The organism is Methanolobus sp. WCC4 (assembly GCF_038022665.1).
GTDB lineage: Archaea > Halobacteriota > Methanosarcinia > Methanosarcinales > Methanosarcinaceae > Methanolobus.
Genome location: NZ_CP150629.1, coordinates 359,334 through 384,914, shown reverse-complemented (window position 1 = coordinate 384,914; position 25,581 = coordinate 359,334). Strand labels below are relative to the sequence as shown.

Below are 25,581 nucleotides of genomic sequence, written 5' to 3'. Positions count from 1 at the left end.
TACTTTCGAAACAGGGGAGCCTGCACTTCATTATCGGATATCGTTCATTTGAATTTCCAGAGGCTCCGGGTGTTTCGGCTAAGGGAGAACGATATCTATTATATTATACTGGCAATGAATATATTAGATTAATTAAGATTAATTTATATAGTTTGTATTAAACTTCGATTTGTGAAAAAACAAATTTTAAAACTCCTTGTTCACAGAAATGGGGTGTCACCGGTGATTGGTGTGATCCTGATGCTGGTGCTTACCATTCTATTGGCAGGGATCACTGTCACAGCGGTATATGGTGCTGATGCGGTCTCTTCTTTGAAGAAGGCTCCAATGGCTTCCATTGAAGTGGAGCATGCAGAGGGTAGTGCAGCTAGTCAGGTAGCTTATGATAAGAGTTTCATCCATTTGGTGCACATGGGTGGTGATCCATTGGATGCCAGATCTACAAGGATAATAATTACAGGGGAAGGGAGTGCTTATGAAGGCGTAGTTCCGACTGGAACCCGTCATAATGGTAATATTCTCATCAGTTACGATAACCTTCTTTTCAATGGAAAGGAATCTGCATATGCTTCCAGAAATCCTGCCCTTTCTGATGGTATGTGGTCGGCAGGTGAGATCCTGATCCTTAACGGACCAGATGCTATCAGTAGTGGACCAGCTTCTACTGTATCTGTGAGTATAAATGAGGTTATGGATACAGCCAACAACTATGGCCTGAAAGAGGATAGTTGGCTCACAGTAAAGATTTTCGATAAGGATACGCAACGTATTATCTCTGAATCCGAATGTCTGGTCCATCTTCCGGATTGATCATTTTGAGTATCAAAACCGTTTAAGTAATGTGAGGTCATAGGTAGTGCGATGAGCGGCAAGACCGGATACATGAGGTATTTCCCAAAGGATACCTGCTACCCTAACCAGCAGGATGCAATGGATAAGATCCATGCTTCTCTCATTAATAAGGAGATCATACTTTTTGAAGGGGCATGTGGTACAGGCAAGACCCTTAGTGCCCTGGCACCTTCACTCAATGTGGCAAAGCAACTCCAGAAGACAGTAATTATTGCCACCAATGTCCATCAGCAGATGGTGCAGTTCATCAATGAGGCCCGCGAGATAAAACAGACCAACGAGCTGAAGGCCGTGGTCCTGAAGGGCAAGGCCACCATGTGTCCCGATGAGACCGATTATGAGGAATGCAGGCTCAAAAGGGAAAATACCTTTGATCTCATGGAGACCGAGAGGGAACTGGTCCTTAAGAAGCAGGAGATGAAATCCGCCTTTGAGAACTACAAAAAGACAAAGGACCCTGCACTCGTAGCTCTGAGGGATGCCCTTTCAAAGGAGCTTGATGTTGCAGAGGAGAAGTCCAAAGAGCTTCGTAAGCGCTCCTGTAACTATCTGTATGAGGTACTGCGCTATGATGGTGAGGCTTTCCGCCAGTGGCTGTTCGAGGATGTCCGCAGTCCCGAAGAAGTGAACGAATATGCATTCCAGAAGGGGATGTGCGGTTATGAACTTCTCAAACGCGAGCTCAAGAATGCTGAGCTTGTGATATGCAATTTCCATCATGTACTGAATTCAGATATATTCATGACCGTGCTCAAATGGCTGGAGAAAGAGCCACAGGATGTCATCGTCATCTTTGACGAGGCACATAATATAGAGTCCGCTGCAAGGTCACACTCATCCATCACAATTACAGAGCACACACTGGAGAAGGCTATCGCTGAGATCGAGGCGAATCTGGACCAGATGCCTGACGGTGGTATCCACAACCTGCTCAAGATGCTCAACAATGTGATGCGGGATATCTACAATTCACGTTTCAAGTTCGGTGAACGTGAGAGGGTCGGAAGGCACTGGTATGATATGCGTATCAGTGACCCCTATGAGCGTAATGATATGGTCCGGGGCAAGTTCCTTAAACTCGCAAAGGAAGCAGGTTTCGGTGAAGAGGAGGAGATACAGAGAGTTCTCTCTGAGGCGAGCGAGTTCGGTGCAATGTTAGATGAGAACTATCGGGAACAGTACAAGAAAGGTCTGTCCGCTGTCCTGAAACGCTCACACATACGTTATGCTGCAGATTTCCTTTCAGCATATCTTGTACTTTCCAATAACCTGAACTATTATCCGGTGCTCAACGTGAGGCGTGACCTCAACGATGAGATATACGGAAGGATAGAACTTTTCACATGTATTCCAAAGAACGTGACCGAGCCTTTATTCGATTCGGTCTTTTCGGCCGTGCTCATGTCGGCCACACTGCGTCCTTTCGAAATGGTCAAGTCCACTCTGGGAATCGCGAGGACCACCTGCGAACTTTCCTACGGGACATCGTTCCCTGAGGACAGGAGGTTGACACTATCTGTTTCAGTGCCTCCTCTCTTTGCCAAGACAAGGGATGACCCGCAGACCCTGCAGGCTATCGAGGAGGTTCTTTTTGATGCCGTGGAGCAGACACAGGGTAATGTCATAATCTTCTTCCAGAGCTCCTTCGAGGCAAGGAGATACTACAGCAAACTTGAATCAAGGGTTGATGTTCCTGTCTTCCTTGATGAGGTAGGTGTCTCATCCCAGGAAGTGAGGGAGGATTTCTTCAGGATCGGTGAGTCAGACGGGAAGGCTGTACTGGTCTCATATCTCTGGGGAACTCTCAGCGAGGGGATCGACTATCGCGATGGCAGGGGCAGGACAGTTATTATAGTAGGTGTCGGTTATCCGGCACTTAACGACAGGATGAATGCGGTGGAATCCGCATACGACCATACTTTCGGGTATGGTGCGGGCTGGGAATTCGCTGTACAGGTCCCAACCATTCGCAAGATACGTCAGGCAATGGGAAGGGTCGTGCGCTCTCCTGTTGATTATGGTGTAAGGATACTTCTTGATGGAAGGTTCACCACGGATGCACCAAAGAAGTTCGGAAAATTCTCTGTATTCGAGATGTTCCCTGATGATGAAAGGGATGAGTTCATCGATGTAGAGCCTGAGAAGGTCAAGTATTCACTGATGAACTTCTTCCAGGATAATGCAGAATAATGCGGAATAACACAGAATAACTTCTTTATATAGTGAAGGTCAATTTCTTTTAGGAAATGATATTACCAATGAGGTAGATCTATTCTTTAAGGGGTTTTAGTATATGTCACTTGAAGACCTGATGAAAGAAGTATCTGGAGAACTTGAAAGACTTGTAAGCACAAAGACCGTTGTCGGGGAGGCTATGGTCGTAGGTGAGACCACAATCATCCCCGTAACCAAGGTATCATTCGGATTTGGTACCGGTGGCGGAGAGGGCAAGAAGAAAGGTGAGGAAGAAGGCTTTGGCGGCGGTGGCGGTGCTGGTGCCAAGATCGAACCTGTTGCATTCATAGTGATCTCGCCGGAAGGCACAAAGCTGATGACCTTATCCGGTCAGACAGACTTCGGTAAGATACTGGAATCCGTTCCTGGACTTATCGCGAAGGTCAAGTCTATGAAGAAATGCAAGACGGAGGAATGTTCTGAGGAAGGTTCTGAACCCGGCGAAGGGACAGATGAGTCTTCTGAAGACTGATCCTTCCATTTTTTTGTGACTTTCCTTGTCAAGAGCAGCTATGCCACCTGTATTGACAGTGATACTGCTTCTTATCGTAATTGCAGTTCTGTTAGTCTTGATTGCTGCTATTGATATTATTTTTGAGGCACATGGCTCGTCTGTTTACGTGGAGCATAAGGTTACTGCCCACTGGCTTATTTTTTCCCGGGTCATCAGTCCGTCACAGGATGAAGATGAAACAGTTGACGAAGGGATACCTGATGATGTGAAGGAAGCAGAGAGGTTTGTGACAGAACGTGTAACTTCTTATTTCCAGGGAACTGATGAAGAGGTAAAGAAGAAAAAGAAGATGGATATGTCCTTTTCAGAGGCCTTGCAGGCTTTCAGGCAACTGAGGTCGCCTGTGGTCAGGCTGCTAAAGGGTATCATCTTCGCAATGAGGGTCCCTTATGCCAGGATCAATGTAACATATGGTTTTCCCGACCCTGCATATACTGGTATGGTATGTGGATATGCATGTGCAGTCACCGGATATCTTCAAACCCATCCCGGGAATCTGGACCTGCAACTGGAACCGGATTTCATGGATTCCAGACTTGATGTTGATATGTCGGGAACCGTCCGTATAAGATTGTATCGATTCATCCCTGTAATCCTTATGTTCATCCTGAACCGGAATGTCCTGCGTTTCTCCTGGAAATACCTTGGGTCCAGGAGGTCCAAAGGGGGATCAAAAATATCCGAAGGATCAGGTGTTAATCTTTAATAGTATGTGTAACTGATAATCCATGACATGATCACTATTAAGTCCCCATCAAGGCTCCATCTGACCCTTATCGATATGAATGCCAAACTTGGCAGGGTGGATGGAGGAGCAGGTATCTCTCTGGATTCCCCTCATGTTGTGATATCAGCAGAGAGGTCAGATGCCATTGAGGTGGTGGGTGACTCGTTCCTTTCAGAGAGGATGATCAATGCTGCGAAACAGATCCTTCCCGAAGGTGAAGGCATCACTCTTAAGATCGAAGAGGATATGCTGGCACATGTTGGTTTTGGCTCCGGCACACAGGCAGCGTTATCGGCTGCTGCTGCTGTGAACGAACTGTACGACCTTGGCATGAGCGTAAGGGAGCTTGCCATTGCCGTTGGACGCGGGGGTACTTCAGGGATTGGCGTAGCATCATTTGAGATGGGCGGTTTTATCGTTGATGGTGGTCACAGGTTCAGTGATAAGGGTTCATTCTCGCCTTCATCTGCAAGCAGGGCAGACCCTGCTCCGGTTCTTTTCAGACATGATTTCCCTGACTGGGATATAGTACTTGCATTACCTGAAACCCAGGGTGCACACGATGCAAAAGAGGTGGATATATTCCAGAAGGAGTGCCCTATTCCCCTGAACGAGGTTCAGGAACTCTCACATATCATTCTTATGAAAATGATGCCTGCCATAATGGAGCAGGACATCGGAGCTTTTGGATACTGTATCAATCACATACAGAACATCGGTTTCAAGAAATGTGAGGTGGCCCTTCAGCATCAGGCTGTGAGGGATGTTATGACACTGATGCAGGATAACGGTGCATATGGTGCCGGTATGAGCTCATTCGGACCGGCAGTGTATGGTATTGTCGACAGCCATGAGGATGCTGCTTATCTGCAGGAAGATGTACAGGAACTCCTTGACAGGACAATAGGAGGCAGGGTTCTGGTGACGAAGGCGAACAACACCGGTGCAGAGATCAGGAGGGTCTGAAGTGGCAGGTTTGGAATTCACTGCATGGTTCGGTAAGATCGAACTGGATGAAGATGGTGGGATCAGGGATTGTGAACCATTTGCTAATGACCCTGAAAAGCTGGCCGAGATGGTTGTTGAGTTGCAGGAGATGTATCATGATAATTCCCTGTCTGTTCCTTTAAACAGGCCAGACCTCAGGGATGCTGCAATGGAATGCGGTTTTGTCGAACTTGATGAGGATTATGATGTCCTGTTGAGGGATGTATGCATCAGGGCGGCGAAGAGCCAGATATCAAAGACCGATACCGATGATTCAAGGATAATACAGGCCGTTGAGGCGCTGGATGATATCGACAGGAATGTGAATGAGCTCAGTGAGCGCCTGTTCGAGTGGTACGGAAGGTACTTCCCGGAACTGGAAATGACAGGTGAGGAGCTTGCAATATTCGTTTCTGCCTATGGCTCAAGGGCGAATGTGCCTGATGACCATGAGTTGTCACAGAGAGCATCGCAGTCAATGGGTGCTGAACTTCTTTTCGCGGATGAGGAACTTCTGAGGGCATTTGCAAAGAACATCTGCAGCCTGTATGACACACGCAGGTATATCGAGAATTATATTAATACGAGCATGGGTTCCGTTGCACCGAACCTCTGTGACATTGCCGGTGCCTCGATCGGTGCCCGCCTTATGAGCATGGCAGGAAGCCTTGAGAAACTGGCTGCTTTCCCGTCCAGCACGGTACAGGTGATCGGTGCGAACAGGGCGCTTTTCAAACATCTTCGCTCCCGGGCACCGTCCCCAAAGCACGGAATAATCTTCAACAATCCTGTTATCAAGAATGCGCCCTGGTGGCAGAGAGGAAAACTTGCAAGGGCACTTGCTGCCAAGATAAGTCTTGCTGCAAGGACCGACTTCTATTCCGGTGAACTGGATCCATCTATCAGGGAAGCCCTTGACAGGAAACTGGAAAGTGTAAGAAAGGCCAATCCGAACCCACCGGAGAGGAAACCGGAGGCCAAACCAAAGGGCAGGGGCGGTAAACGTAACAAAGGCAGAGGAAGAGGTAAAGGCAAAAAATCAGGAGGTAAGAACTGATGCCGGTAAGAGAATTATCCAGTGGCATCTATGAACTGGATATCGATGACAGGAAGATGCTTGCAACAAGGAATATGACTCCTGGTATGAGTGTCTACGGTGAACGCCTCATTACAGATGATGGCATTGAATATCGCCAGTGGGACCCTAACAGAAGTAAGCTAGGAGCCATGGTTCTCAAGAACTTCGATATCCCTCTGGAAGCAGATTCCATAGTGCTCTATCTCGGTGCAGCCTCAGGAACAACAGTAAGCCATGTATCTGATATTCTTACAGATGGACTTGTATACGCAGTAGAATTCTCCCCACGTACCATGCGTGACCTTATACAGTTATGTGATCAGCGTCCGAACATAATCCCTATCCTTGCAGACGCAAACAAGCCACAATCATATGCTCATATAGTGGAAAAAGCGGATGTCATCTTCCAGGACGTTGCCCAGCCCAACCAGGCTGAGATCGCAGCAATCAATTCAAAATACTTCCTTGAAGAACACGGCCACCTGATGCTCTCCATCAAGTCAAGGAGCATCGACACCGTAGCCAGTCCCAAAAAGATATTCAAGGAAGAGGTCCGCAAACTGGAAAGCGGCTTTGACATCGAGTTCGAGGTGCTTGAGAGGAAGGAACTTGAACCTTTCCACGAGGACCATCTGGGTCTTGTGGCGAAGATGTTCGTGGATGATGAGTGAAATTGTTTTGTGGAAATGTTTAGTCATGGATCGATATTGGTGCAACCATCCGCCGTAGGCGGCACTTTCCATAATACCTAGTAGAAATGTTGTAGTGCCCTTCGTTCTGGTTTATATTCATTCGAGCATCCATTTCCAGATAGGTTTCACATTTATCTTCTTCCCATCAATTCCCATCTCATCTTCGGTATCATCCGTAAGAATAAGACCTTCACTAAGGTTGTAGGTTTCCAGAGCTTCAATCAATCCTTCAATTTCCCTTTTTCTTGTATCTGTATTTTCAAGGCTTTGTGTGACCTGGATCGCTTCTGCTATGTTGTAACCATTCCGAATGACAAAATCACATTCTTTCTTTTCTCTGTGGTAGTAGATATCAAGATCCCTTCTTTTGAGTTCCATGAACACCATATTCTCAAGTATCCTTCCATAGTCCTCTGATGTTCTAAAACCCAGTATCTTTGCGATGGCTGTGTCTATGAAGTACACTTTTTTGTTAGAATAGACCTGTGTCTTCAAGGATGTGGAGAATCTAGGTAAAAGATATGCAAGATAGCTGTTCTCAAGGTACTCGAAGTATTCTTTTATTGTAGTTGCACTGGAAAGCCCTGTCAGCTTCCTGACATTATTGTAACTTATCTCCTTTGCGATGTTGGATGCTGCAAAGTAGGCTGTTGTTTTGAGTGGCTTTTCATCTTTGAGGTTATATCTTGCGATTATGTCCCTGTAGATTATATTCTCATACAGTGTTTTGACATAGAGCTCATCCCGGTTCTTTACAAATTCCGGTATTCCTCCTGCTTCAATATACTCATTGAAGTGTCTTTTGAGTGTGCTTTTCTCAACAGTAGTTAATGCTTCTGGAACTGGAAGCTCGTATTCTTTGAAATGAAGGAACTCTCTGAACGAATAAGGGTACAGTGAGTAACTTAGATGCCTGCCAGTAAGATGTGTCCCCATCTCACGGCTCAGCATGCTTGCATTGGAGCCGGTGACATACACCTTCTTTCCATTGTCATGAAGCCTTCTGACAAATCTCTCCCATCCCAGTATGTTCTGTATCTCATCAAAAAAGTAGATGTCTCTTTCTCCATACAGCTCGATGAGCAGTTCCTGCATCGTCTGGAAGTCCTCTATTGTAAAATCAAAGAACCTCTCATCATCAAAGTTCACAAAATAGCTTTCATGAAGATGATCTTTCCTGATCTCATTCATAAGCGTTGATTTCCCAACTCTGCGAAGCCCTGCAACTATTGTGATAAGCTCTGACTTCCTGCCTTTTATTTCCTCTAGCAGTTCCCTTTTGACAATATCCGGTATGTCCCTTACCTGCTCATTCTGCTCTTTCAGCAGGATATTTAGTTTCTCTTTGTCCATGTTTTATACTGAGTGTTCTTTGCTTATATCTATTTGGTCTAGTAGACCAAATAAACAGTATTTTATTTGGTTTGCTAGACCAAATAGTATTGGTTATTTCAAAACAGCATTTAAACAAGTTTATTAACGCTCGAACAGTCATCTATTTTCATCCAGATTACTATCTTTCTTTATAATACAAAATGTTTATGATCATGGAAGAATTCACCGTTGTAATTGAACAGGATGAGGATGGCATCTATGTAGCATCAGTGCCGGAATTGCCGGGCTGTCATACTCAGGCAGAGACACTTGATGAACTCAACCAGCGTATCAAAGAGGCAATAGAGCTCTATTTTGAAGTAAAAGCTGGTTAACACAAGATTGGTAATTGCTGCTTAATAGCTTCATTATTTCAAATCATTGAGTATCCGATACATCTTCTGTTTTAGTTCTGGCAAGTCATGCTGGACTATATCCCATGTGAGATTAAGATCAACACCAAAATACCCGTGGATCAGTTTGTCTCTGGTTCTCGCCATTTCACTCCATGGCACTTCAGGATACTTATTTCTGAATTCTTCAGGGATATTCTTCGAAGCTTCACCTATAATCTCTATTCTTCTGATAGTTGCATCCTGAAGCTGGATATCTTCCAGAAATTCATCTTTTGTTTTGTTGCTGGTGAAGTCCTCTATTTTATCGATAGAGTCAATAATATGCATCACAAAGACTTCAGGATCTTTCATAGTATCTTCACTTCCTCTTTCAGGATTCTATCCCGTATAAGAGGACTTATGGAATCGTAGGTAACGACCTCAACTTTCCTGTGTGATTCATTTTCAAGTTCCATTTCAAGTCTGGAAAGGTCAAAAAGGCTTTTTCTGCTCCTGAAGCTTACAAGAATATCGATGTCACTATCTTCTCTTGCCTCATTCCTGGCAAACGAGCCAAAAATACCGGCTTTATCCACATCATTCCTGACAAGTATCGGAATAATGGTTTCCCTGTATTCATCGATCTGATTCTCTTTCTTCTTAGCAGAGTTCATATTCACAACCATATTGGTTATCATTCTTATTAAGTTTCATGCAGGAGTAATTCCCTGAAGTTGCCAAACTGGCAAACTTTCCAGTATCAAAACCTTTATCTAGTCCCATCTCATAAATGAGATTCTGCTCAAATATGAGATTGAAGTGATTGGTCAATGTACACAACAACGTCCCTCAAGAAACTGGCACTGCTCGGTGCGATCGAGAAACCTGTGAAGATATCTTCCACTGAGTTCATGCACCACATAGACGCCAGTTCCAAGACTGCTGCAAGGGTGCTCAAACAGCTTGAGGATGATGGTTTCATCTCAAGACAGCTCGTTGCAGGAGGGCAGATGGTCCATCTAACGGAAGAAGGTGTCGTGCTTCTCAAAAATGAGTATACCGACTATCAACAGATATTCTGCAAGGACCACCCGGACCTTGAACTCTACGGTGAGGTCATAACAGGTCTTGGAGAAGGACAGTACTACATTGCAAAGGACGGCTACATGTCCCAGTTCAGGGACAAGCTCGGTCTCGACCCATTCCCCGGAACGCTCAATGTCCGTCTCAATGATGAGAGTGCTCAGATGCGTGACAATATGGATTTCATGGAGCCTATGATGATTAAAGGTTTCAATGATGGGGAGCGCAGTTTCGGTGGAGGGAAATGCTATCCGATCGAGATCGAGGGCATAAAAAGTGCAGTCATCATACCGGACAGGACACATTATCCGGCAGACCTTCTTGAGATAATCGCACCTGTGAAGTTGCGGGAAGTTCTCAGATTAAACGATGGCGACGAAGTAAAGATAGTGGTGAAAAACCCGCAAAAATGCAAGTGATGACCGGAAAGTCAGGAAGAGGATAAGTGATAATATGAGTTCAAGCGCGGATTCAATTGAAAATTACAGTAAGAATATACAGAAGGCGATCAAGGCTCTCCAGAGAGGTGAGATGATCCTGCTTTTCGATCTTGAGGGTCGCGAGGCTGAGACCGACTTCACCATTGCTGCAAATGCAGTGACTCCTGAAGATGTCAGGTGGATGCGCAAGGATGCAGGCGGACTTATCTGTGTAGCTCTCGATTCCGATGCATCTGAGGAACTTGGTCTCCCATTCATGGCGGATGTCATGAGGGAAGCTAACCAGTGCAGCACAGCCCTTCACAAGATCGTGGAAAAGGGAGGGGACCTCAAATATGATTCACGTTCATCATTCTCTATCTGGGTAAACCACAGGGACACCCGTACCGGAATCCCTGACAATGACCGTGCACTTACCATCAACAAGCTTGGCGAGATCGTCGAGAAGACACTCAAAGGTGATGAGGTCCATTTCGGAACCGAGTTCAGGACACCGGGACACGTTGCGACCCTGCGTGCTGCAAAGGGACTGGTCCATGAACGTATGGGTCAGACAGAACTCTCCATTGCCCTGGCGAAGATCGCTGGCATAACTCCTGCAATGGTTGTCTGTGAGATGCTGGATGATGAGACAGGCCGTGCTCTTGAGAAGGATGATGCTATCAATTATGGTAAGGACAATGACCTTGTCTTTGTCGAGGGTGAGGAAGTCGTTGAGGCTTACGATATCTGGCTGAAGTCCCAGTGATATCTTCCTCTTCTTTTTGACCTTCTGTTCTCGGAAACACTAAAATACTGTAATGTCTATTTAACAACAATCCTGCGGGATCGTAGGGTAGCCTGGTCCATCCTGTTAGGCTGGGGGTCTAGCGACTGGAGTTCAAATCTCCGCGATCCCACCATTTCTATGTTCACTTAACTCTTGAGGTATCACGCGAAGCGTTATACCTCTTCTCGCGCTCCAGAAGCGTCATCTGGGTTGCAGATCTCCGCGATTTGATTTTATTCTATCTTCTTCTTGTCTGTACACTGATATTTTTCATATCTGATCGACTTGCTCAACAATTGATAATGTACATATAATATGCTGAATATATAGAATTGAGGTATATTCAAATAAATACGTTTAATTTTGATAATCAATATCTATCAGCTTTAATATCGATATTTTATTGTGTACTTTAGATATATGTGCTAAGTATAATCTACTCATATTGACGGAGAGGATACATTTGATAAGGAAACAAGTGAACTGCAACAGATTTTTGTTGCTATTAGGGACAATTCTGATAATTTTTACATTTTTTGTATTTCCAGCCAGTTGTGGAATAACCATTTCCGGGAATGGTGTGGTAACAGACTACGGGTCGAACATAACTGAACATTCGGTAAATTCAACCTTGAATTTCACTGCAAATGATAGTGTGGCTATCACATCATTGAATCTGACCTTCCCTTCTGGAATCACTTTTGATAATTCGAGTGCATCCAACTATGATCTTACAGGTTTTGAGAACGTATCTGCCTCAAACGTATCTTTCAGTGGCAATGTACTGAGTATTTCTAATGGAACTAATATAATAGTTCATGGCGGAACTGTGTTCTCTATCGATCTGCACGGTGCAAATTTGAGCTATTCCTGGGGTTCCCTTACCAATACAACTTATTCCTTCAATCTTAATACAAGTGCAACACCATCCGATGTGGCCATCTATCTGACTATAGATGGTGAGCCATCAGTAACTGCCGTGAATTACACCCTGTCCCCTCAGACGTGGGTAAAGAACGGTACAACTCTTTATTTCAATGCATCAATTACCGATGCAGCCTCAGGTGTGAAGAATGCAACTGTTGATATCACTTCTGTCAATGCAAGTGCCGGAGTGATCAACCTTGACCTATTCTCCAACTACTGGATTAACAGTTCATTCATGGTAAGTGCTACCGATGGTCAGCATGACCTGCCTATCACTTCATATGATAACGTATCCCATGTGAACAACAGTGTCAATTTCACCGTTTGGGTAGATAACACCGAACCAACGGTCACACTAAATACATTCGGAGATACTCCTACATGGGTCAACAATGGGACAACGATCACTCTAAATACCACTGTAGATGATGGTTCAGGCTCTGGTCTCCTCTCTGTCTCTGTTGATGGAAGCAATGTGAATGACTCTCTGGGTTCAGTATCTATGTCATCCTCAGGAGGATACTGGATAAATGACACAATGATTGTAGGTACCAGTACACAGGGTTCCGTTGCTGTGCCTGTTACGGCCACAGATAACGTGAGCAATGTGAACAACAGTGTCAGTTTCAATGTATGGGTGGACAATGTGGCACCTGTTGTTACTGCAATATCTCCGGTCTCCTCGGACCCATGGGTGAACAACGGTTCCACAATTTACCTCAATGTCAGTGCAGTTGACACAGGTGGTTCAAATGCAAGTAACATAAGCAGTGTGACAGTTGATGTCTCATCTGTAAATGCAAGTGCAACAGCTATACTTACCAATTCTGCCGGTGACTACTGGACCAACAGTTCCCTTACCGTTGCCTCTCCTTCAGAAGGAAGCATTGACCTTCAGATCACATCCGAGGACAATGCAAGCAACGTCAATAATAGTGTGAATCTGACATTGAATGTTGATAACACCGCTCCGGTCGTGAGCAATACAGTCGTCTCTTATCCATCCGGTTATTCCGCTGTTAATAGTAGTGGCACAGTTCTTTTGAATCTTAGTGCAACCGATGTTCGCTCCGGTATCAATTCCTCTTCAGTGCAGGTCAATGTCTCCGGTCTTAACAGTTCACTTACGTGGGAAACACTTAGCTCAGCAGGTGGTGATGATTATACACTTTCTGTCATCGTTAACAATTCCAGCACAGGAACTGTTATCCTGCCGGTAAGTGTCTCTGACAATGCGACCAATGTCAACACCAGTCAGACATTCTCAGTGGTCCTTGATAATTCCGCACCACTGGTCACCGGCATCTCTCCTGATGGTACCGGCTGGCTTATCAATGGCTCTACCCTTGACATCAACGTATCCAGTACCGATGTAGGTTCTGCCGGAATGGGCAGTGTGACTGTGGATACCTCTGATGCTTCAGCTACCAGTGCTGCGATACTTACCAATTCCGTGGGTAATTACTGGACCAACAGCTCACTCACTATCCTGACGTCAAATGAAGGAACGATTAACCTCACTGTCAGTTCCTATGACAATCTCAGTAATGTGAATACCAGTGTCAATCTTACTGTAAAGGTAGACAATACTGATCCAATATTCACCAATACTGAAGCTGTTTACCAGGCTGGTATGAGTGCTGTCAGTGATGGCGGTACTGTTGTACTGAACGTAACTGTGACCGATGTCCTCTCCGGCATCAATGCTTCTTCTGTAGAGGTCAATGCTTCCGGTCTTAACAGTTCCCTTTCCTGGGAATCTTTCACTGCAGCAGGTGGTGATGACTACACACTCTCTGTAATTGTTAATAATTCAAGTTCAGGTACAGTTGTTCTACCTGTAAGGGCTTCAGATAACGCAACCAATATGAATTCCAGTGGTTCCATATCGGTTGTTATCGACAATGTTGGTCCTTCCGTTGATCCGGTTTCCCCTACAGGTTCCCAGTGGTTCAAGGATGGGGACACCCTTGAGTTGAATGCCACCATTACCGATTTAACATCAGGTGTAAAGAATGCTACAGTTAATGTCTCTGCTGTGAATGCCTCGACATTCGCAATACTTGATAACATTGCAGGTGACAGCTGGGTCAATAGCTCACTGACAATCGTTGCAGCTTCCGAAGGAACTATCGGTCTCCCTGTGCAGGCCTATGACAACGCAAGCAATCTGAACAGTTCGGTAAACCTTACCATTAAGATTGACAACACTGCTCCGGTCGTGAGCAATGCTGTTGCATCTTATCCGTCCGGTTACTCCGCTGTTAATAGTGGTGGCACAGTCCTTTTGAACCTTACAGCAACCGATGCAAAATCTGGTTTGAACGCTTCTTCTGTTATGATCAATGTCTCTGGTCTTAACAGTTCCCTTACATGGGAAACACTCAGTTCAGCAGGCGGCGACGACTATACACTTTCAGTGATCGTTAATAATTCCAGTACTGGAACTGTCATTCTTCCAGTAAGTGTTGCAGACAATGCGACCAATGTCAATACCAGCCAGACCATCTCAGTTGTTCTTGACAATTCTGCCCCACTGGTCACCGGTATATCACCTGATGGTACGGGATGGTTAAAGGATGGTTCAACTATCGACATCAACGTTTCAAGTACGGATGCTTCTGTTGGAATGAACACAGTAATTGTCGACACATCAGATGTATCGTCTGTAAGCACAGCGATACTGACGAACTCTGTTGGAGATTACTGGACCAACAACACACTCTCAGTCTCTACCTCGAACGAAGGCGCGATCAATCTTACTGTAAGTGCTTATGACAATCTCAGTAATGTGAATACCAGTGTCAACCTGACATTGAATGTTGATAACACTGCTCCGGTCTTCACAAATGCCGAAGCTGTCTATCAGGCAGGTATGAATGCTGTAAGCAATGGCGGAACAGTAGTGCTGAACCTCACAGTTACCGATGGCAGCCTTTCAGGAGTGAATGCATCCACAGTAATGGTCAATGCTTCCGGTCTTAACAGTTCCCTTGATTGGGAAACCTTCACAGCTGCTGGTGGTGATGACTACACGCTTTCTGTCATCGTGAACAATTCAAGTTCAGGAACAGTTATTCTGCCTGTAAAGGCATCTGATAACGCAACCAATATGAATTCCAGTGGTTCCATATCCGTTATCATTGACAACGTTGGTCCTGTCGTAGATCCTGTTTCCCCTACAGGTTCCCAGTGGTTCAAGGATGGAGACACCCTTGAACTGAATGCTACTATTGTTGATGACGGGGTTGGCGTGAAGAATGCTACAGTTGATGTTTCAGATGTGACTGCATCATCACTGGCAATCCTTGAGCATGTGGGCAATAACTACTGGTTCAATGATTCACTACTCATCTCGGCTGTATCAGAAGGAACAGTTAACCTTACTGTAGTGACCTATGACAATGCAAGTAATGTGAACAATTCAGTGAACCTTACAATCAAGATAGATAACACCGAACCGCTTGTGATTGACGCCCAGACTGAATATGCAACTGGTTACACAGCAGTGAACAATGGATCAACGATCACGCTCAATGCAACAGTCTCTGATGCTCTTTCAGGTGTTTCAAGTGTTATGTCCATTGATAATGTAAGCAGTATAAGTGCACACGATAATCTGACGCTGAGCCAGGTTTCATCAACCAATTACTGGAAGTACAGCAATGTTGAGATCGCTGGTACTGACGGAACCTACCTGCTCAACGTTTCAGCCACAGATCAGGCAGGCAATGTCAATGGTACTTCATCAGTAACCTTTGAGGTAATCATTGACAACACTGATCCGGTATTCAACAATCTGACACTGAGCACTGAGAATCCGACATCATATGGTGAGAGCATCGAGGTCACCGTGAATGTATCAGACAGTGGAAGTGGCATAAAGAGTGTAACAGCAGCCGGTGTATCACTTACTGACCAGGGCAGCGATATATGGAATGGAACAATATCTGCAGGCTATGGTGCCAATACTGTAACAGTCGTTGCAACAGATAATGCAAGCAACGCAGTAACCAATACCAGTCTTTCATACACTGGTCCGGCAGCACCAAGCTCAGATTCAGGTAGCAGTTCCGACGGTCTTTCATCAACAACACGTGAATCATTCCTTGCATCAAAGAGCACTTACGAAGGAGTAAAGATCGTAACTCAGGACATTTCCGGAAAGGTCCTTTCTGACCCTGTAAAGGTTGTTTCAGTGACACTGACTCAGACTGAAGTTACAGGCGTGGAAGTTGAATCCGAAGTAGATATTGAAAAGATATCTGTTTCTGTTCAGAAACTTGATTCCAGGCCGGATAATATCCCTGGTTCTGCACCAGGTAAGGTCCACAGCTACTTGAATATCGAAGTAAGTGATGTAGAATCCGATAATATTGCCGGAGCCAGCATTACTTTCAAGGTAGAGAGATCGTGGCTCGAGCAGAATGGTATCTCAACAGATGATGTTGTACTTTCACATTATACAGGAAGTGCATGGGATCAGCTTGAGACCAGTGTTTCAAGTGATGACGGAGAGTACGTGTATTATGTTGCCAGGACTCCGAGCTTCTCCACATTTGCAATAAGCACCCGTTCTGAAGAGGACTATGTATCTTCAGGAGATGTAACAGGTTCTGATGCAGATTCCGGACAAACTGAAAGCGAGGCTACAGATGAAATGCCAGATACAGAAGAGGATAAAGGAACTCCCGGATTTGGAATTCTCCTTGGAATTATAGGTGTTTCAATGGTAGTAGCATTAATGCGCCAGAAGAACAGGAATGAATGAAGGTTTAAAACCTTCATTTTCTATTTTTTGAATTATTACTTACTATTACAAAATCCAGAAATTGATATCTTTTATTGATCTGTTTTTGAATTACGGCACCAGTATCTCATCGATCGCGTGGATGATGCCATTGCTGCATTCGATGTCAGCTTCAATGATATTTGCAGTGTCGACCTTGATGTTGTCCTTGACGGTTATCTTCAGCTTGTTCCCGCTTACCGTTTCGAGCTCTGTGAGTCCTGCAAGGTCCTCGGTGGTGTACTTTCCTTCGACTATGTGATAGTTGATTATTCCCAGAAGGTAGCCGTGATCATCAAAGGATTCATCGATGACCTCGTCCGGTATTGGCTCGAAAGCCGATTCCACCGGTGCGAATATAGTGAAAGGACCTTCATTGCTGTACTTATTGACGAGCTTGAGCTTCTCTGCCGCTTTCATAAGGGTTGGGAAGGAACCCTTCTCCTTTGCTGTTGTGATAAGATCCTTCAGTTCGGTCATGTTGATCCTCCTGTTTCCAAACTCCATATGTCCTTAATAGTTAAAATACTGTTTGCACGCTATGCGCAAAACCACCTTTCAGTCGCAATCATTAATACCATGCCTTTCCAACTTTCTAAAGGGTGGTCATCAATAGTTCCAATAATCATAGCAAAGGACCTGCAAAAATCATTCAAGTCCCTGCAGGCTGTCAATAACATTAACTTCACCATCGATGAAGGTGAGGTTTTCGGTTTTCTCGGTCCCAATGGAGCAGGCAAGACAACGACCATGAGGATGATCCAATGTGTATCGCCTGTGTCCGGTGGCAGTCTTGAGGTACTTGGGATGGATGTAAGCACTCAGCATCGTGAGATAAAATCTCTCATGGGTGTAGTTCCTCAGGAGAACAATCTTGATGGTGATTTCACAGTCTACGAGAATCTGATGGTCTATTCAAGATATTTTGACATCCCGAAGAACGAGGCGGAAAAAAGGGTAGAGGAACTCCTGGATTTTGTACAGCTTGGTGAAAAGAGGGATGTAATGACAGAGAGCCTTTCCGGCGGGATGAAACGCAGGCTTGTCCTGGCAAGGTCTCTTGTAAATCGTCCGAAGCTTCTGATACTCGATGAGCCCACCGTGGGACTGGACCCGCAGGCACGTCATCTGATATGGGATAAACTTCGCAGTCTCAAGAAACAGGGTGTGACCATCGTCCTGACCTCCCACTATCTTGATGAGGTGGAGAAACTCTGTGACAGGCTGGTGGTCATGGATAACGGCAGGATCCTGGTTGAAGGCAGCCCTACAGGTGTGATCGAGGAATTCATTGGTTCTAATATCATAGAAGCAGAGAATAACCCACAACTTCTGGCATGTCTGCAGGAAAAGGATGCCAACTACGAGATAATCGGAGATATGGTACATATCTATCCTGACAACGTCATGGAGCTTTCGGAGTACTTGCTTATGGAGTGTTCTCTCTCGAAGATAAGTGCAAGGCCTGCAACACTTGAGGACGTATTCCTTAAACTGACAGGGAGGAGTCTGAGAGAATGAATCTGGTGGACCATTTCAGGATACCTTCTGTAAGTTCAAGGTCGTATAAGGTCTGGCAGAGGAACAAGGATGTTTTCATGAAGGACATAAAGCTGAACTTCCTTCCTCCTTTCCTTGAACCAATACTGTACCTGATAGCTCTTGGTTTTGGTCTGGGGAAGTTCGTGGAGAGCATTGACGGGGTTCCTTATGCAAAGTTCATAGCTCCAGCACTGATCGCTGTATCGGTGATGTATGCCTCTTTCTTCGAGTGCAGCTACAGTTCCTATGTAAGGATGTACTATCAGAAGACCTTCGATGCGATTGTTGCCACGCCTCTTACCATAGAGGATGTGATAGCGGGTGAGCTTCTATGGGGTGCCACACGAAGTATGATTAATGCCACTGTGATGATACCGGTTATAGCTCTTTTTGGATTGATCGACATGAAATATTCACTTCTGATAATCCCTTTTGCATTCCTGGGTGGTCTGCTATTTGCAGCTATAGGCATGTGCTTCACCGCTGTCACTCCAAATATAATGTCCATCAATTATCCGGTATTGTTGTTCATCACTCCGATGTTCCTTTTCAGCGGGACCTTCTTCCCTCTTAGTGCTCTGCCTGTTCCAATACAGTATTTTGCCATAGCTTTCCTTCCGCTGACACACATAGTGAATGTCATAAGGTCACTGTCTTTCGGGGTATTGGGAACTTCAATACTTCTTGATGTGGTATGGGTGCTTGTTGTGAGTGTGATCCTTCTGGTACTTTCTATAAACCTGATGAAGAAGAGACTGGTAGTCTGAAAACGGATCCCCGGTTCTGAATGGGGTATCATTGTCTCAGTGATATATTATTAATACCATGTAACGATAATTTGATAAAACAGATCTGTCAATTGGTGTAGCAATGAAAAGATACTTTTTCCCGATGCTGTGTGTTCTTAGTCTTGTGATCTTTGCAGGTGGCTGCATCGATGATCTTGTGCCTGTAGATGATGAGACGACACAGCCGGAGCTGTCTGCATACGAGTTCGAGACATTTCTCACTAACAGCTATGATGGAGATACATTCATTCCTACTCATACGTTCTATCTTTCAAGGAACGGTTCTACAAGGGTTGTTTCTATAATTGAGAACGAGACCGTCATTGATATTATCCCTCTGGAGGATCTGAGCACGTCACAGAACGATCCTGTTACCAACATCGTTGTACTGGGTGGTCTGGCCAACCAGACAAATGCAACTCAGGAAGTCTTCACTGACCTCTCTATCATGGATGAGGCTTCGGACATCAATTACACGATATCGGATGATGTTATCAGTGGACAGAAGCATGTGTTCATCACATTCGAAGAACCGATAACAGGGTTTGTAGCCTATACCATGTCAACACCACCGGGGCAGGATTTCATCTATATCACAACACCACCTTCAGTTGTTCGCTTCGTACTGCCGGAAGGATACACAACAGGAAATTCTCTTATCGGAAAGGTCAAACCATCCCCGGATGAGGTATACTATGATGAGATGGGCCGCGAGAATCTTGTGTGGACGAACGAAGTGACAACAAGCAGCTTTTTGAGTATGCTGGGTAATTTCTCACCGGAAGATGAGGAAGATATCGAACCGGTACCAAAGCTGATCACTGCCAAGTTCTATACCGAAAATGCACCACGTGACCTTTCAATTGCTGTAGGGATCCTTGGTCTGATCGCTCTGCTTGTCTATTCAAGATACAGGCATGAAAAGAAAAGACTTGAGAATATCCGGAAGAATATCGAGGATCAGGTAACTGTTCCAAAGAAGAAAGGAAAGGACTAAGTAGTGAACCGAAAGCTCAGGGATATTCGAATACCATTCCATCATAACCCAGAGGGTATTCTTTTATTGCCTCTTCATGTGGCTTGAAGAAATGGCTCAGATGGGTGAAAACCACTTCCTTTGCTTTTATTTCCCTGGCAAGGTCAAAGGCTTCCACAGTATTCATGTGCTTTTTGACCTCCACCGTGGGAGGAACGATCGCATCAGCAACTAACAGGTCAGGTTCCATTATCATTTCGATGCTCTTTTTTGGGATATCCCTCTGAGTATCTCCGGTGATGACGACTTTTGTGTCTCCGTCCCTTACCATGACACCTATCGATCTCTTGACAGGTGGATGTATTACCTCAAAAAGTGTGAATTCAAGACCTATAAGATTGAAAGGTTCGTACATTTCCTGCTTGTGCATCTTTGGATGAAGGAATTGCAGGTAATCCAGAATATATTCAAGTGTCTCAGGTAATCCGTAGACATCAACGTTGTATTGCACTCTGTGGAACTCGGCAAAACCTGCAAAATGGTCGTAGTGACCGTGCGTCCAGATCACACCATCTATGTGTCTTGTTCCCTGTTTGAGCAACTGGTATCGAAGATCAGGTCCTGAGTCTATAAGAACGGTACCTTCGGATGACTCTATCAGGATGGCAAATCTTGTACGCTGGCTCTTCCCACCTTTATGGGCATCCTGACAGGTCGGACAATTGCAACCAATGACAGGGGTTCCGGTGGCATCTCCTGTTCCGAGAAGTGTGATCTTCATGAGCTGACCTGATGAACTATTCTTCGTATTCGTTGGTCTTGATGACGGCCCTTTCGTCGAATGCTGCCACCGCGTTGAGCATGTCCTTCTGTGTGAGTTCCATTCTCTCGGTCACAAGTGCGGTGAGCACAGCCTCGCGGATGACCATCCTGAGATCGGAACCGCTGTAGCCGTGTGTCAGTGCTGCTATCTCCTCGGTATCAAATTCTCCTTTGATCTCATTTGTGACAATATCGAGTATCTTCTTACGCATGTCCACATCAGGCAGCGGGAACTTCATAATCTCGTCGAAACGCCTCCATGCTGCGGAGTCGAGCATCTTCGGGTGGTTGGTTGCAGCAAGGAGAAGTACGCCGTCCGTTGTGAGGCTGACATTATCAATAGCCTTGAGAAGTGTATTGACAGCTCTCTTGAGTGCTGCATGCTCGTCGGATGAACGTGTCTTTGCGACGAAATCGAACTCATCGATAAAGAGAATACATGGGCTTAACCTCTTGGCAAGGTTGAATACCCTGTCAATGTTCTTGGCTGTCTCTCCGAGGTACTGGTCGGTTATCATTGAGAGCCTGACCTCCACAAAAGGTATGGATAGATGCTCTGACATCGCCTTGGCAAGTGAGGTCTTTCCGGTTCCCGGTGGTCCTACCATGAGTATCTTACCGACATCGTATAGTCCGATGTGCTTCAGGTAATCACGATACTGGATGGCCTTGACGATCTTCTTGGTTTCCTCTTCCTGCTCATGGGTGAGGACGAAGTCCTTTATTGTCTGTTTTATATCCTCAGGTGCGCAGATCTCTGCCAGCTTGAGCATGTCCGAGCCGCCTTCTTCCTTCTCTATCTCAGCTATCAGGGACTCGATCCACTCCCTGTCGACCTCTTTTGGTCTGACCTTCGTTTTAGCCTCGCTGTAATCCGCACCTTCGGTCTGCTTTTTCTCGTAATAGAATGCAAGGACGGGGTTCTGTGATATCCTGTCGCGGTTCTCATCCTTTTTCTGGAACCATTCCGCACCGATATCAAGGGCGGTTATCTTTGCTGAGAACTCCTTATCATCGATATTCGCAAAAGGTAGTGCCCTGATCTTGCTTTCGAGATTCTCTTCCTCAAGTATCTTCTCAACATCTGCCGCAGTGATCCGTATAGGCCTTGGAACATTCCTGTGGTCCCTGCTCCAGTAATATTTACGTAGATCCCTGGGCAGGTCGCTTGCATCCATCTCTGGATATTTGTTATATATTTGTGCTGTCAGTAGCAGTTCCACAATATCAAGGGTTATATCGGACATGATCATACCTGGTAAGATTTTTTTGGTCGGAAGCAAATCATTCAGACATTACATATTATCCATCTTTTTAGATATATTTTTTGTATGATCAGAGTGGATATGTTTCATTCATTCACAAAAAGATGATAAACATGTAATCTGGCTGGTCCGGTCCTCAGTTCCACTCAAACTATCTTTATGGATCCCTTTGAGGGAGAATACACCTCTCCTTCCTGCAGGAGCTTCTTCAGTACATCCTCGAAGCGTTCCCCATCCATATCCTGAGTCATAGCCGCTTCTTTTAGTTCCTCATGTGACATCTTTCCATCATGTGACATGAGTATCCCGAGGATAAGTTCATCGGGTTTCTTCGTCTTCTTTCGGTCTTTCCTGTTATCGATCAGGCACGCTGCCTTATCGTCTATCTCTGTGCCAAAGACCTGATGCTGTGTGGTGGAATTCTCTCCTTCCATGCGGTGCCCGTACTTTCCTTTTTCAGCTATCTGTGCCTGTATCTGTGTCCTGACAGAGATCGTCTCATCAAGGTCATCTGAGGAAAAGAAGATTCGTAACTTCCTTGTCAACAGGGTGGCATTGCATCTCTGGCAGCGTGTGGTCTTTGAACTGCCAACTTCGATTATCTGTGCCTGTTCCCTGCACTTTGTACATATAAAAATGCCGTATGCCATCGGTAAGTTTTTAGTATGTATCCTATAAATACTACTCTCAGCTCACTTTCACAGATAATTAAGGGCAATTAAAGATGATCAGAACAATGGCTGGCTGCGTAATATGGTGATTAGAAGGGCAATGGAAGCGGATATCCCTGAGGTGGTTGAGGTCGAGAATTGTTCCTTTGCTGTTCCATGGCCTGATTTTCTCTTCAAGGCACACCTCCCCAATCCCGGATTCGTAGTCTATGAGAAGGAGGACAGGATACTCGGCTATGCCATAGTCAGTTCTTCCGAGGACAGGGGAAAGGCACATCTTCAGAGCATTGCGGTACACCGTGACTACAGGAGGCAGGGGATTGCAAGTGAGCTTCTTGAGTGGTGTATAGACCTTGCCCTACTCTATGGCTTCAACAGCATGATCCTTGAGGTCAGGGAAAAGAATATGGATGCCCGGCTTTTCTATGCCAGCAATGGTTTTGCGGTCACAGGGAAAGTAGAAGGATACTATATGGATGACAATGCCATTGTGATGGAAAAGGATATCTGACCCGGTGTTACTTCCCGAATCTTCTCTGACGCTTCTGGAAATCCCTTATGATCCTCAGGAGGTCGAGTTTCCTTACTTCATGCCAGTTGACATCGGTGAAGTAGTATTCAGAGTATATGGACTGCCATATCAGGAAATCGGAGAGGTGTTTTCCTCCTGAACGGATGAAGATGTCAGGTTCGTGTTTGACCAGCAGGCGGGATTCGATCATACTCTCATCGATGTCCGAGGGTTTGATATCACCATCTTTTACCTTTTGAAGTATATCCTTCACGGCCCTTGTAACCTCTTCGCGTCCTCCAAAACCCACGGATACATAGACCTTGAACCCATTTTCTTTTCTTTTTGAGAAGGGTTCACCGTTCTCCCCGAATATCTCGTAACCGACCTGTTCAGGTGCTTTTTGCAGGATATCATCGATCTCCCCGGTAAGCTGTGCGATCATCTGTGAACGTAGCGGCTTTTCGGTGTCAAGGACATCGACGTAGATGCTGACGATCTTTACTCCGAGCTCCCTGCACCAGAGTATGTAACCCTTAAGCTTCTTAAGTCCGTCCTTCTGAAGCAGGTCAGCTTCGGATATCACAAGTGAAATGTGTCCGGGGCTGGGATATTCCTTTATCCGCTTCAGAAGACGTTTCTCATAGAGAGATGTGACAAAGCTCATGTTCGGTCGGTATTCTGGGTTTGTTGATCTTATTTTGCGGTGGATACGATCTTCACTACGTCACCATCGGCAAGTTCATGTTTCTCACCGAGGCGCATCTTCGTTTTCGCGTCCACTGCGTAGAGGAATCTCTCACCGATATCTGAGTGTACCTTGTAGGCGAGGTCATGTGCGTTGGAACCTCTTTTCATGAGGAATGCATCAGGGAGCATGCGGTCATTCTTGTCGGTCCACTTGCCTTCATCCTCTACCGGATAGACTATTATGAGGTCCAGGAGCTTGAACACAGCGCTGTTGATGCATTCCTGTATTCCTGTACCGTTGGTCTTCTGTATGAGGGCGCGTACGTTCTCAAGCCCTTTCTTCTGGGCGGGGCTGAGCTCCTCTGAGGTGATGGTGAAATCTTCATCCCCTGGCTCGTATTTGATGGCATTTCCCTTGGATGCGGAACGCAGTGCAAGTTCTGCTGCTGCACTTGTGGGTACTACTATCTGCTCCAGTTCCTGAAGGTTGCTTACGTTCTCAGGTGGTGCTACGTCCATCTTGTTGGCGGCGATTATCATAGGTTTGCTTAAGGCGCGGACTGCATCACAGAAATGGATTATATCCTCTTCGCTCCATGTGGTGAGGTGGTTCCTGTCCAGTTTGCACTGGTTGAGTGCTTCAATGATGTGTTGCTCGTTAACCCCTGCTCCCATTAGCTGGTCAGCAAGTGTGTGCTCGATGGAGAGTCCTTCTGCCTGTATCTTGCGTGATAGTTTGACCCAGTTCCTCATGATTATACTGTGGATCCACATGGTGAGCTCATGGTTGAGGAAATCTATGTCTCCGAGAGGGTCATGCTCTCCAATGTCAACAGGATTACCTTCGATGTCTGTTGCACCTGAGGCGTCGATCACGTGGATGATGGCCTGTGCCTGACGGAGGTCGTCAAGGAAGGTGTTACCAAGTCCGCGCCCCTGGTGGGCATCCGGTACCAGACCTGCAACGTCTATGAGTTCGATCGGAACGTAACGTATGCCGTCGGAACAGTTGCCACAGCGTTTGTCACGGCTGACACATGGGCATTCCGCCTTTACGTAGGTCACTCCCTTGTTCGCGTGAATGGTTGTGAAAGGATAATTGGCTATCTCAACGTCTGCCAGTGTTGCAGCCTTAAAGAATGTGGATTTCCCTGCATTGGGTTTCCCTGCAAGTCCTATTGTCATCGACATGATTAGTAATCAGCCTTGCAGCATTTAACTTTTATTGATCGTTCCCATTCTTCAGATAGTAAAGATGCCAAATAATGCATGGTTATTTATCCTCAACCAATAATCTTTATATGGCAGAAAGACATTAGAGCATGAACCCCAATGTCCCGGTAGGGTAATGGATATCCTTGAGGCCTGCGGAGCCTTAGATCCGAGTTCGATCCTCGGTCGGGACGCTTCTTACTTTTTTTACTTCTAATATTAGAGTGAAGTATTTTGTAATTTTGACTTTTTGCACTTCTTCTAATATTCGCTTTGGTTATATAGGGTTTTTACCATTTAGT

Annotated in this window: 24 protein-coding genes and 2 tRNA genes; 17 read left to right on the top strand and 9 right to left on the bottom strand. The window is 45.5% G+C overall.

Features of this window, described 5'->3' with window-relative positions; genetic code table 11:
* Positions 1-171: 171 nt before the first annotated feature.
* The 7 genes from V7O63_RS02015 (at position 172) to V7O63_RS01985 (ending at position 7,064) form a co-directional block, all read left to right on the top strand.
* Positions 172-810, top strand: a complete 639-nt coding sequence (locus V7O63_RS02015) for a type IV pilin N-terminal domain-containing protein (protein WP_340819693.1) — start codon at positions 172-174, stop codon at positions 808-810.
* A gap of 51 nt (positions 811-861) precedes the next feature.
* Positions 862-3,042, top strand: coding sequence for an ATP-dependent DNA helicase (locus tag V7O63_RS02010; protein WP_340819691.1), 2,181 nt, complete (start codon positions 862-864; stop codon positions 3,040-3,042).
* A 103-nt stretch (positions 3,043-3,145) separates the two neighbouring features.
* Positions 3,146-3,559, top strand: coding sequence for a spore germination protein GerW family protein (locus V7O63_RS02005; protein WP_340819690.1), 414 nt, complete (start codon positions 3,146-3,148; stop codon positions 3,557-3,559).
* 25 nt (positions 3,560-3,584) lie between these two features.
* Entirely contained in the window at positions 3,585-4,307 is a 723-nt protein-coding gene (locus tag V7O63_RS02000) for a DUF2953 domain-containing protein (protein ID WP_340819688.1), read from the top strand.
* Between the two features lie 27 nt (positions 4,308-4,334).
* Complete coding sequence (locus V7O63_RS01995; protein WP_340819685.1) at positions 4,335-5,294, top strand: beta-ribofuranosylaminobenzene 5'-phosphate synthase; 960 nt, start codon at positions 4,335-4,337, stop codon at positions 5,292-5,294.
* Between the two features lies 1 nt (position 5,295).
* Positions 5,296-6,372 (top strand): NOP5/NOP56 family protein, encoded by a 1,077-nt coding sequence (locus tag V7O63_RS01990; RefSeq protein WP_340819683.1) that lies wholly within the window; start codon positions 5,296-5,298, stop codon positions 6,370-6,372.
* Positions 6,372-7,064: a fibrillarin-like rRNA/tRNA 2'-O-methyltransferase gene (locus V7O63_RS01985; protein ID WP_340819681.1), complete on the top strand. Its 693-nt coding sequence runs from the start codon at positions 6,372-6,374 to the stop codon at positions 7,062-7,064. The genes V7O63_RS01990 and V7O63_RS01985 overlap by 1 nt, the downstream gene beginning before the upstream one ends.
* 117 nt (positions 7,065-7,181) lie before the next feature.
* Here the strand turns inward: V7O63_RS01985 and V7O63_RS01980 are convergent, their stop codons facing one another.
* The gene (locus V7O63_RS01980; RefSeq protein WP_340819679.1) at positions 7,182-8,438 is read right to left on the bottom strand and encodes an ATP-binding protein; all 1,257 of its coding nucleotides are present in this window, start codon (positions 8,436-8,438) and stop codon (positions 7,182-7,184) included.
* Between the two features lie 194 nt (positions 8,439-8,632).
* Between V7O63_RS01980 and V7O63_RS01975 the strand changes: the two genes are divergently transcribed.
* Positions 8,633-8,794, top strand: coding sequence for a type II toxin-antitoxin system HicB family antitoxin (locus tag V7O63_RS01975; RefSeq protein WP_340819678.1), 162 nt, complete (start codon positions 8,633-8,635; stop codon positions 8,792-8,794).
* Between the two features lie 33 nt (positions 8,795-8,827).
* Here V7O63_RS01975 and V7O63_RS01970 read toward each other — a convergent pair whose 3' ends face one another.
* Positions 8,828-9,166, bottom strand: a complete 339-nt coding sequence (locus V7O63_RS01970) for a DUF86 domain-containing protein (protein WP_340819676.1) — start codon at positions 9,164-9,166, stop codon at positions 8,828-8,830.
* Positions 9,163-9,492, bottom strand: coding sequence for a nucleotidyltransferase family protein (locus V7O63_RS01965; protein ID WP_340819674.1), 330 nt, complete (start codon positions 9,490-9,492; stop codon positions 9,163-9,165). Before V7O63_RS01965 ends, V7O63_RS01970 begins: the two co-directional genes overlap by 4 nt.
* A gap of 132 nt (positions 9,493-9,624) precedes the next feature.
* Between V7O63_RS01965 and V7O63_RS01960 the strand changes: the two genes are divergently transcribed.
* From V7O63_RS01960 to V7O63_RS01945, 4 genes are all read left to right on the top strand, one after another.
* Entirely contained in the window at positions 9,625-10,296 is a 672-nt protein-coding gene (locus tag V7O63_RS01960; protein WP_340819672.1) for a winged helix-turn-helix domain-containing protein/riboflavin kinase, read from the top strand.
* A 22-nt stretch (positions 10,297-10,318) separates the two neighbouring features.
* On the top strand, positions 10,319-11,065 hold the full coding sequence (gene ribB, locus V7O63_RS01955; RefSeq protein WP_340820868.1) for a 3,4-dihydroxy-2-butanone-4-phosphate synthase: 747 nt from the start codon (positions 10,319-10,321) through the stop codon (positions 11,063-11,065).
* Positions 11,066-11,141: 76 nt separating this feature from the next.
* Positions 11,142-11,219 (top strand) — tRNA-Pro (locus V7O63_RS01950).
* 447 nt (positions 11,220-11,666) lie between these two features.
* Positions 11,667-16,784: a PGF-pre-PGF domain-containing protein gene (locus tag V7O63_RS01945; RefSeq protein ID WP_340819671.1), complete on the top strand. Its 5,118-nt coding sequence runs from the start codon at positions 11,667-11,669 to the stop codon at positions 16,782-16,784.
* A 90-nt stretch (positions 16,785-16,874) separates the two neighbouring features.
* Here the strand turns inward: V7O63_RS01945 and V7O63_RS01940 are convergent, their stop codons facing one another.
* Positions 16,875-17,282, bottom strand: a complete 408-nt coding sequence (locus V7O63_RS01940) for a fasciclin domain-containing protein (RefSeq protein ID WP_340819668.1) — start codon at positions 17,280-17,282, stop codon at positions 16,875-16,877.
* Positions 17,283-17,381: 99 nt separating this feature from the next.
* Between V7O63_RS01940 and V7O63_RS01935 the strand changes: the two genes are divergently transcribed.
* The 3 genes from V7O63_RS01935 to V7O63_RS01925 all read left to right on the top strand — a co-directional run bounded on the left by V7O63_RS01935 (position 17,382) and on the right by V7O63_RS01925 (position 20,129).
* The gene (locus tag V7O63_RS01935) at positions 17,382-18,323 is read left to right on the top strand and encodes an ABC transporter ATP-binding protein (RefSeq protein WP_340819666.1); all 942 of its coding nucleotides are present in this window, start codon (positions 17,382-17,384) and stop codon (positions 18,321-18,323) included.
* Entirely contained in the window at positions 18,320-19,111 is a 792-nt protein-coding gene (locus V7O63_RS01930) for an ABC transporter permease (RefSeq protein ID WP_340819664.1), read from the top strand. The genes V7O63_RS01935 and V7O63_RS01930 overlap by 4 nt, the downstream gene beginning before the upstream one ends.
* Positions 19,112-19,214: 103 nt before the next feature.
* Positions 19,215-20,129 (top strand): DUF5803 family protein, encoded by a 915-nt coding sequence (locus V7O63_RS01925; protein WP_340819662.1) that lies wholly within the window; start codon positions 19,215-19,217, stop codon positions 20,127-20,129.
* Positions 20,130-20,145: 16 nt separating this feature from the next.
* On the opposite strand, the gene V7O63_RS01920 is transcribed toward V7O63_RS01925, so the two are convergent.
* The 3 genes from V7O63_RS01920 to V7O63_RS01910 all read right to left on the bottom strand — a co-directional run bounded on the left by V7O63_RS01920 (position 20,146) and on the right by V7O63_RS01910 (position 22,845).
* A complete protein-coding gene (locus V7O63_RS01920; protein WP_340819660.1) occupies positions 20,146-20,889 on the bottom strand; it encodes an MBL fold metallo-hydrolase in 744 nt (247 codons plus the stop codon).
* 16 nt (positions 20,890-20,905) lie between these two features.
* Positions 20,906-22,177 (bottom strand): ATP-binding protein, encoded by a 1,272-nt coding sequence (locus V7O63_RS01915; RefSeq protein WP_340819658.1) that lies wholly within the window; start codon positions 22,175-22,177, stop codon positions 20,906-20,908.
* A gap of 164 nt (positions 22,178-22,341) precedes the next feature.
* Positions 22,342-22,845, bottom strand: a complete 504-nt coding sequence (locus V7O63_RS01910; RefSeq protein ID WP_340819656.1) for a hypothetical protein — start codon at positions 22,843-22,845, stop codon at positions 22,342-22,344.
* 103 nt (positions 22,846-22,948) lie between these two features.
* Between V7O63_RS01910 and rimI the strand changes: the two genes are divergently transcribed.
* On the top strand, positions 22,949-23,377 hold the full coding sequence (gene rimI, locus V7O63_RS01905) for a ribosomal protein S18-alanine N-acetyltransferase (protein WP_340819654.1): 429 nt from the start codon (positions 22,949-22,951) through the stop codon (positions 23,375-23,377).
* Between the two features lie 7 nt (positions 23,378-23,384).
* Here the strand turns inward: rimI and V7O63_RS01900 are convergent, their stop codons facing one another.
* Both V7O63_RS01900 and V7O63_RS01895 read right to left on the bottom strand, forming a co-directional pair.
* Complete coding sequence (locus V7O63_RS01900) at positions 23,385-24,044, bottom strand: undecaprenyl diphosphate synthase family protein (protein ID WP_340819652.1); 660 nt, start codon at positions 24,042-24,044, stop codon at positions 23,385-23,387.
* A gap of 29 nt (positions 24,045-24,073) precedes the next feature.
* Positions 24,074-25,258 carry a redox-regulated ATPase YchF gene (locus V7O63_RS01895; protein WP_340819650.1) on the bottom strand — a complete coding sequence of 395 codons (1,185 nt, stop codon included), beginning with the start codon at positions 25,256-25,258 and terminating at the stop codon, positions 24,074-24,076.
* A gap of 143 nt (positions 25,259-25,401) precedes the next feature.
* Between V7O63_RS01895 and V7O63_RS01890 the strand changes: the two genes are divergently transcribed.
* Positions 25,402-25,473 (top strand) — tRNA-Arg (locus V7O63_RS01890).
* The last annotated feature ends 108 nt before the right edge of the window (positions 25,474-25,581 follow it).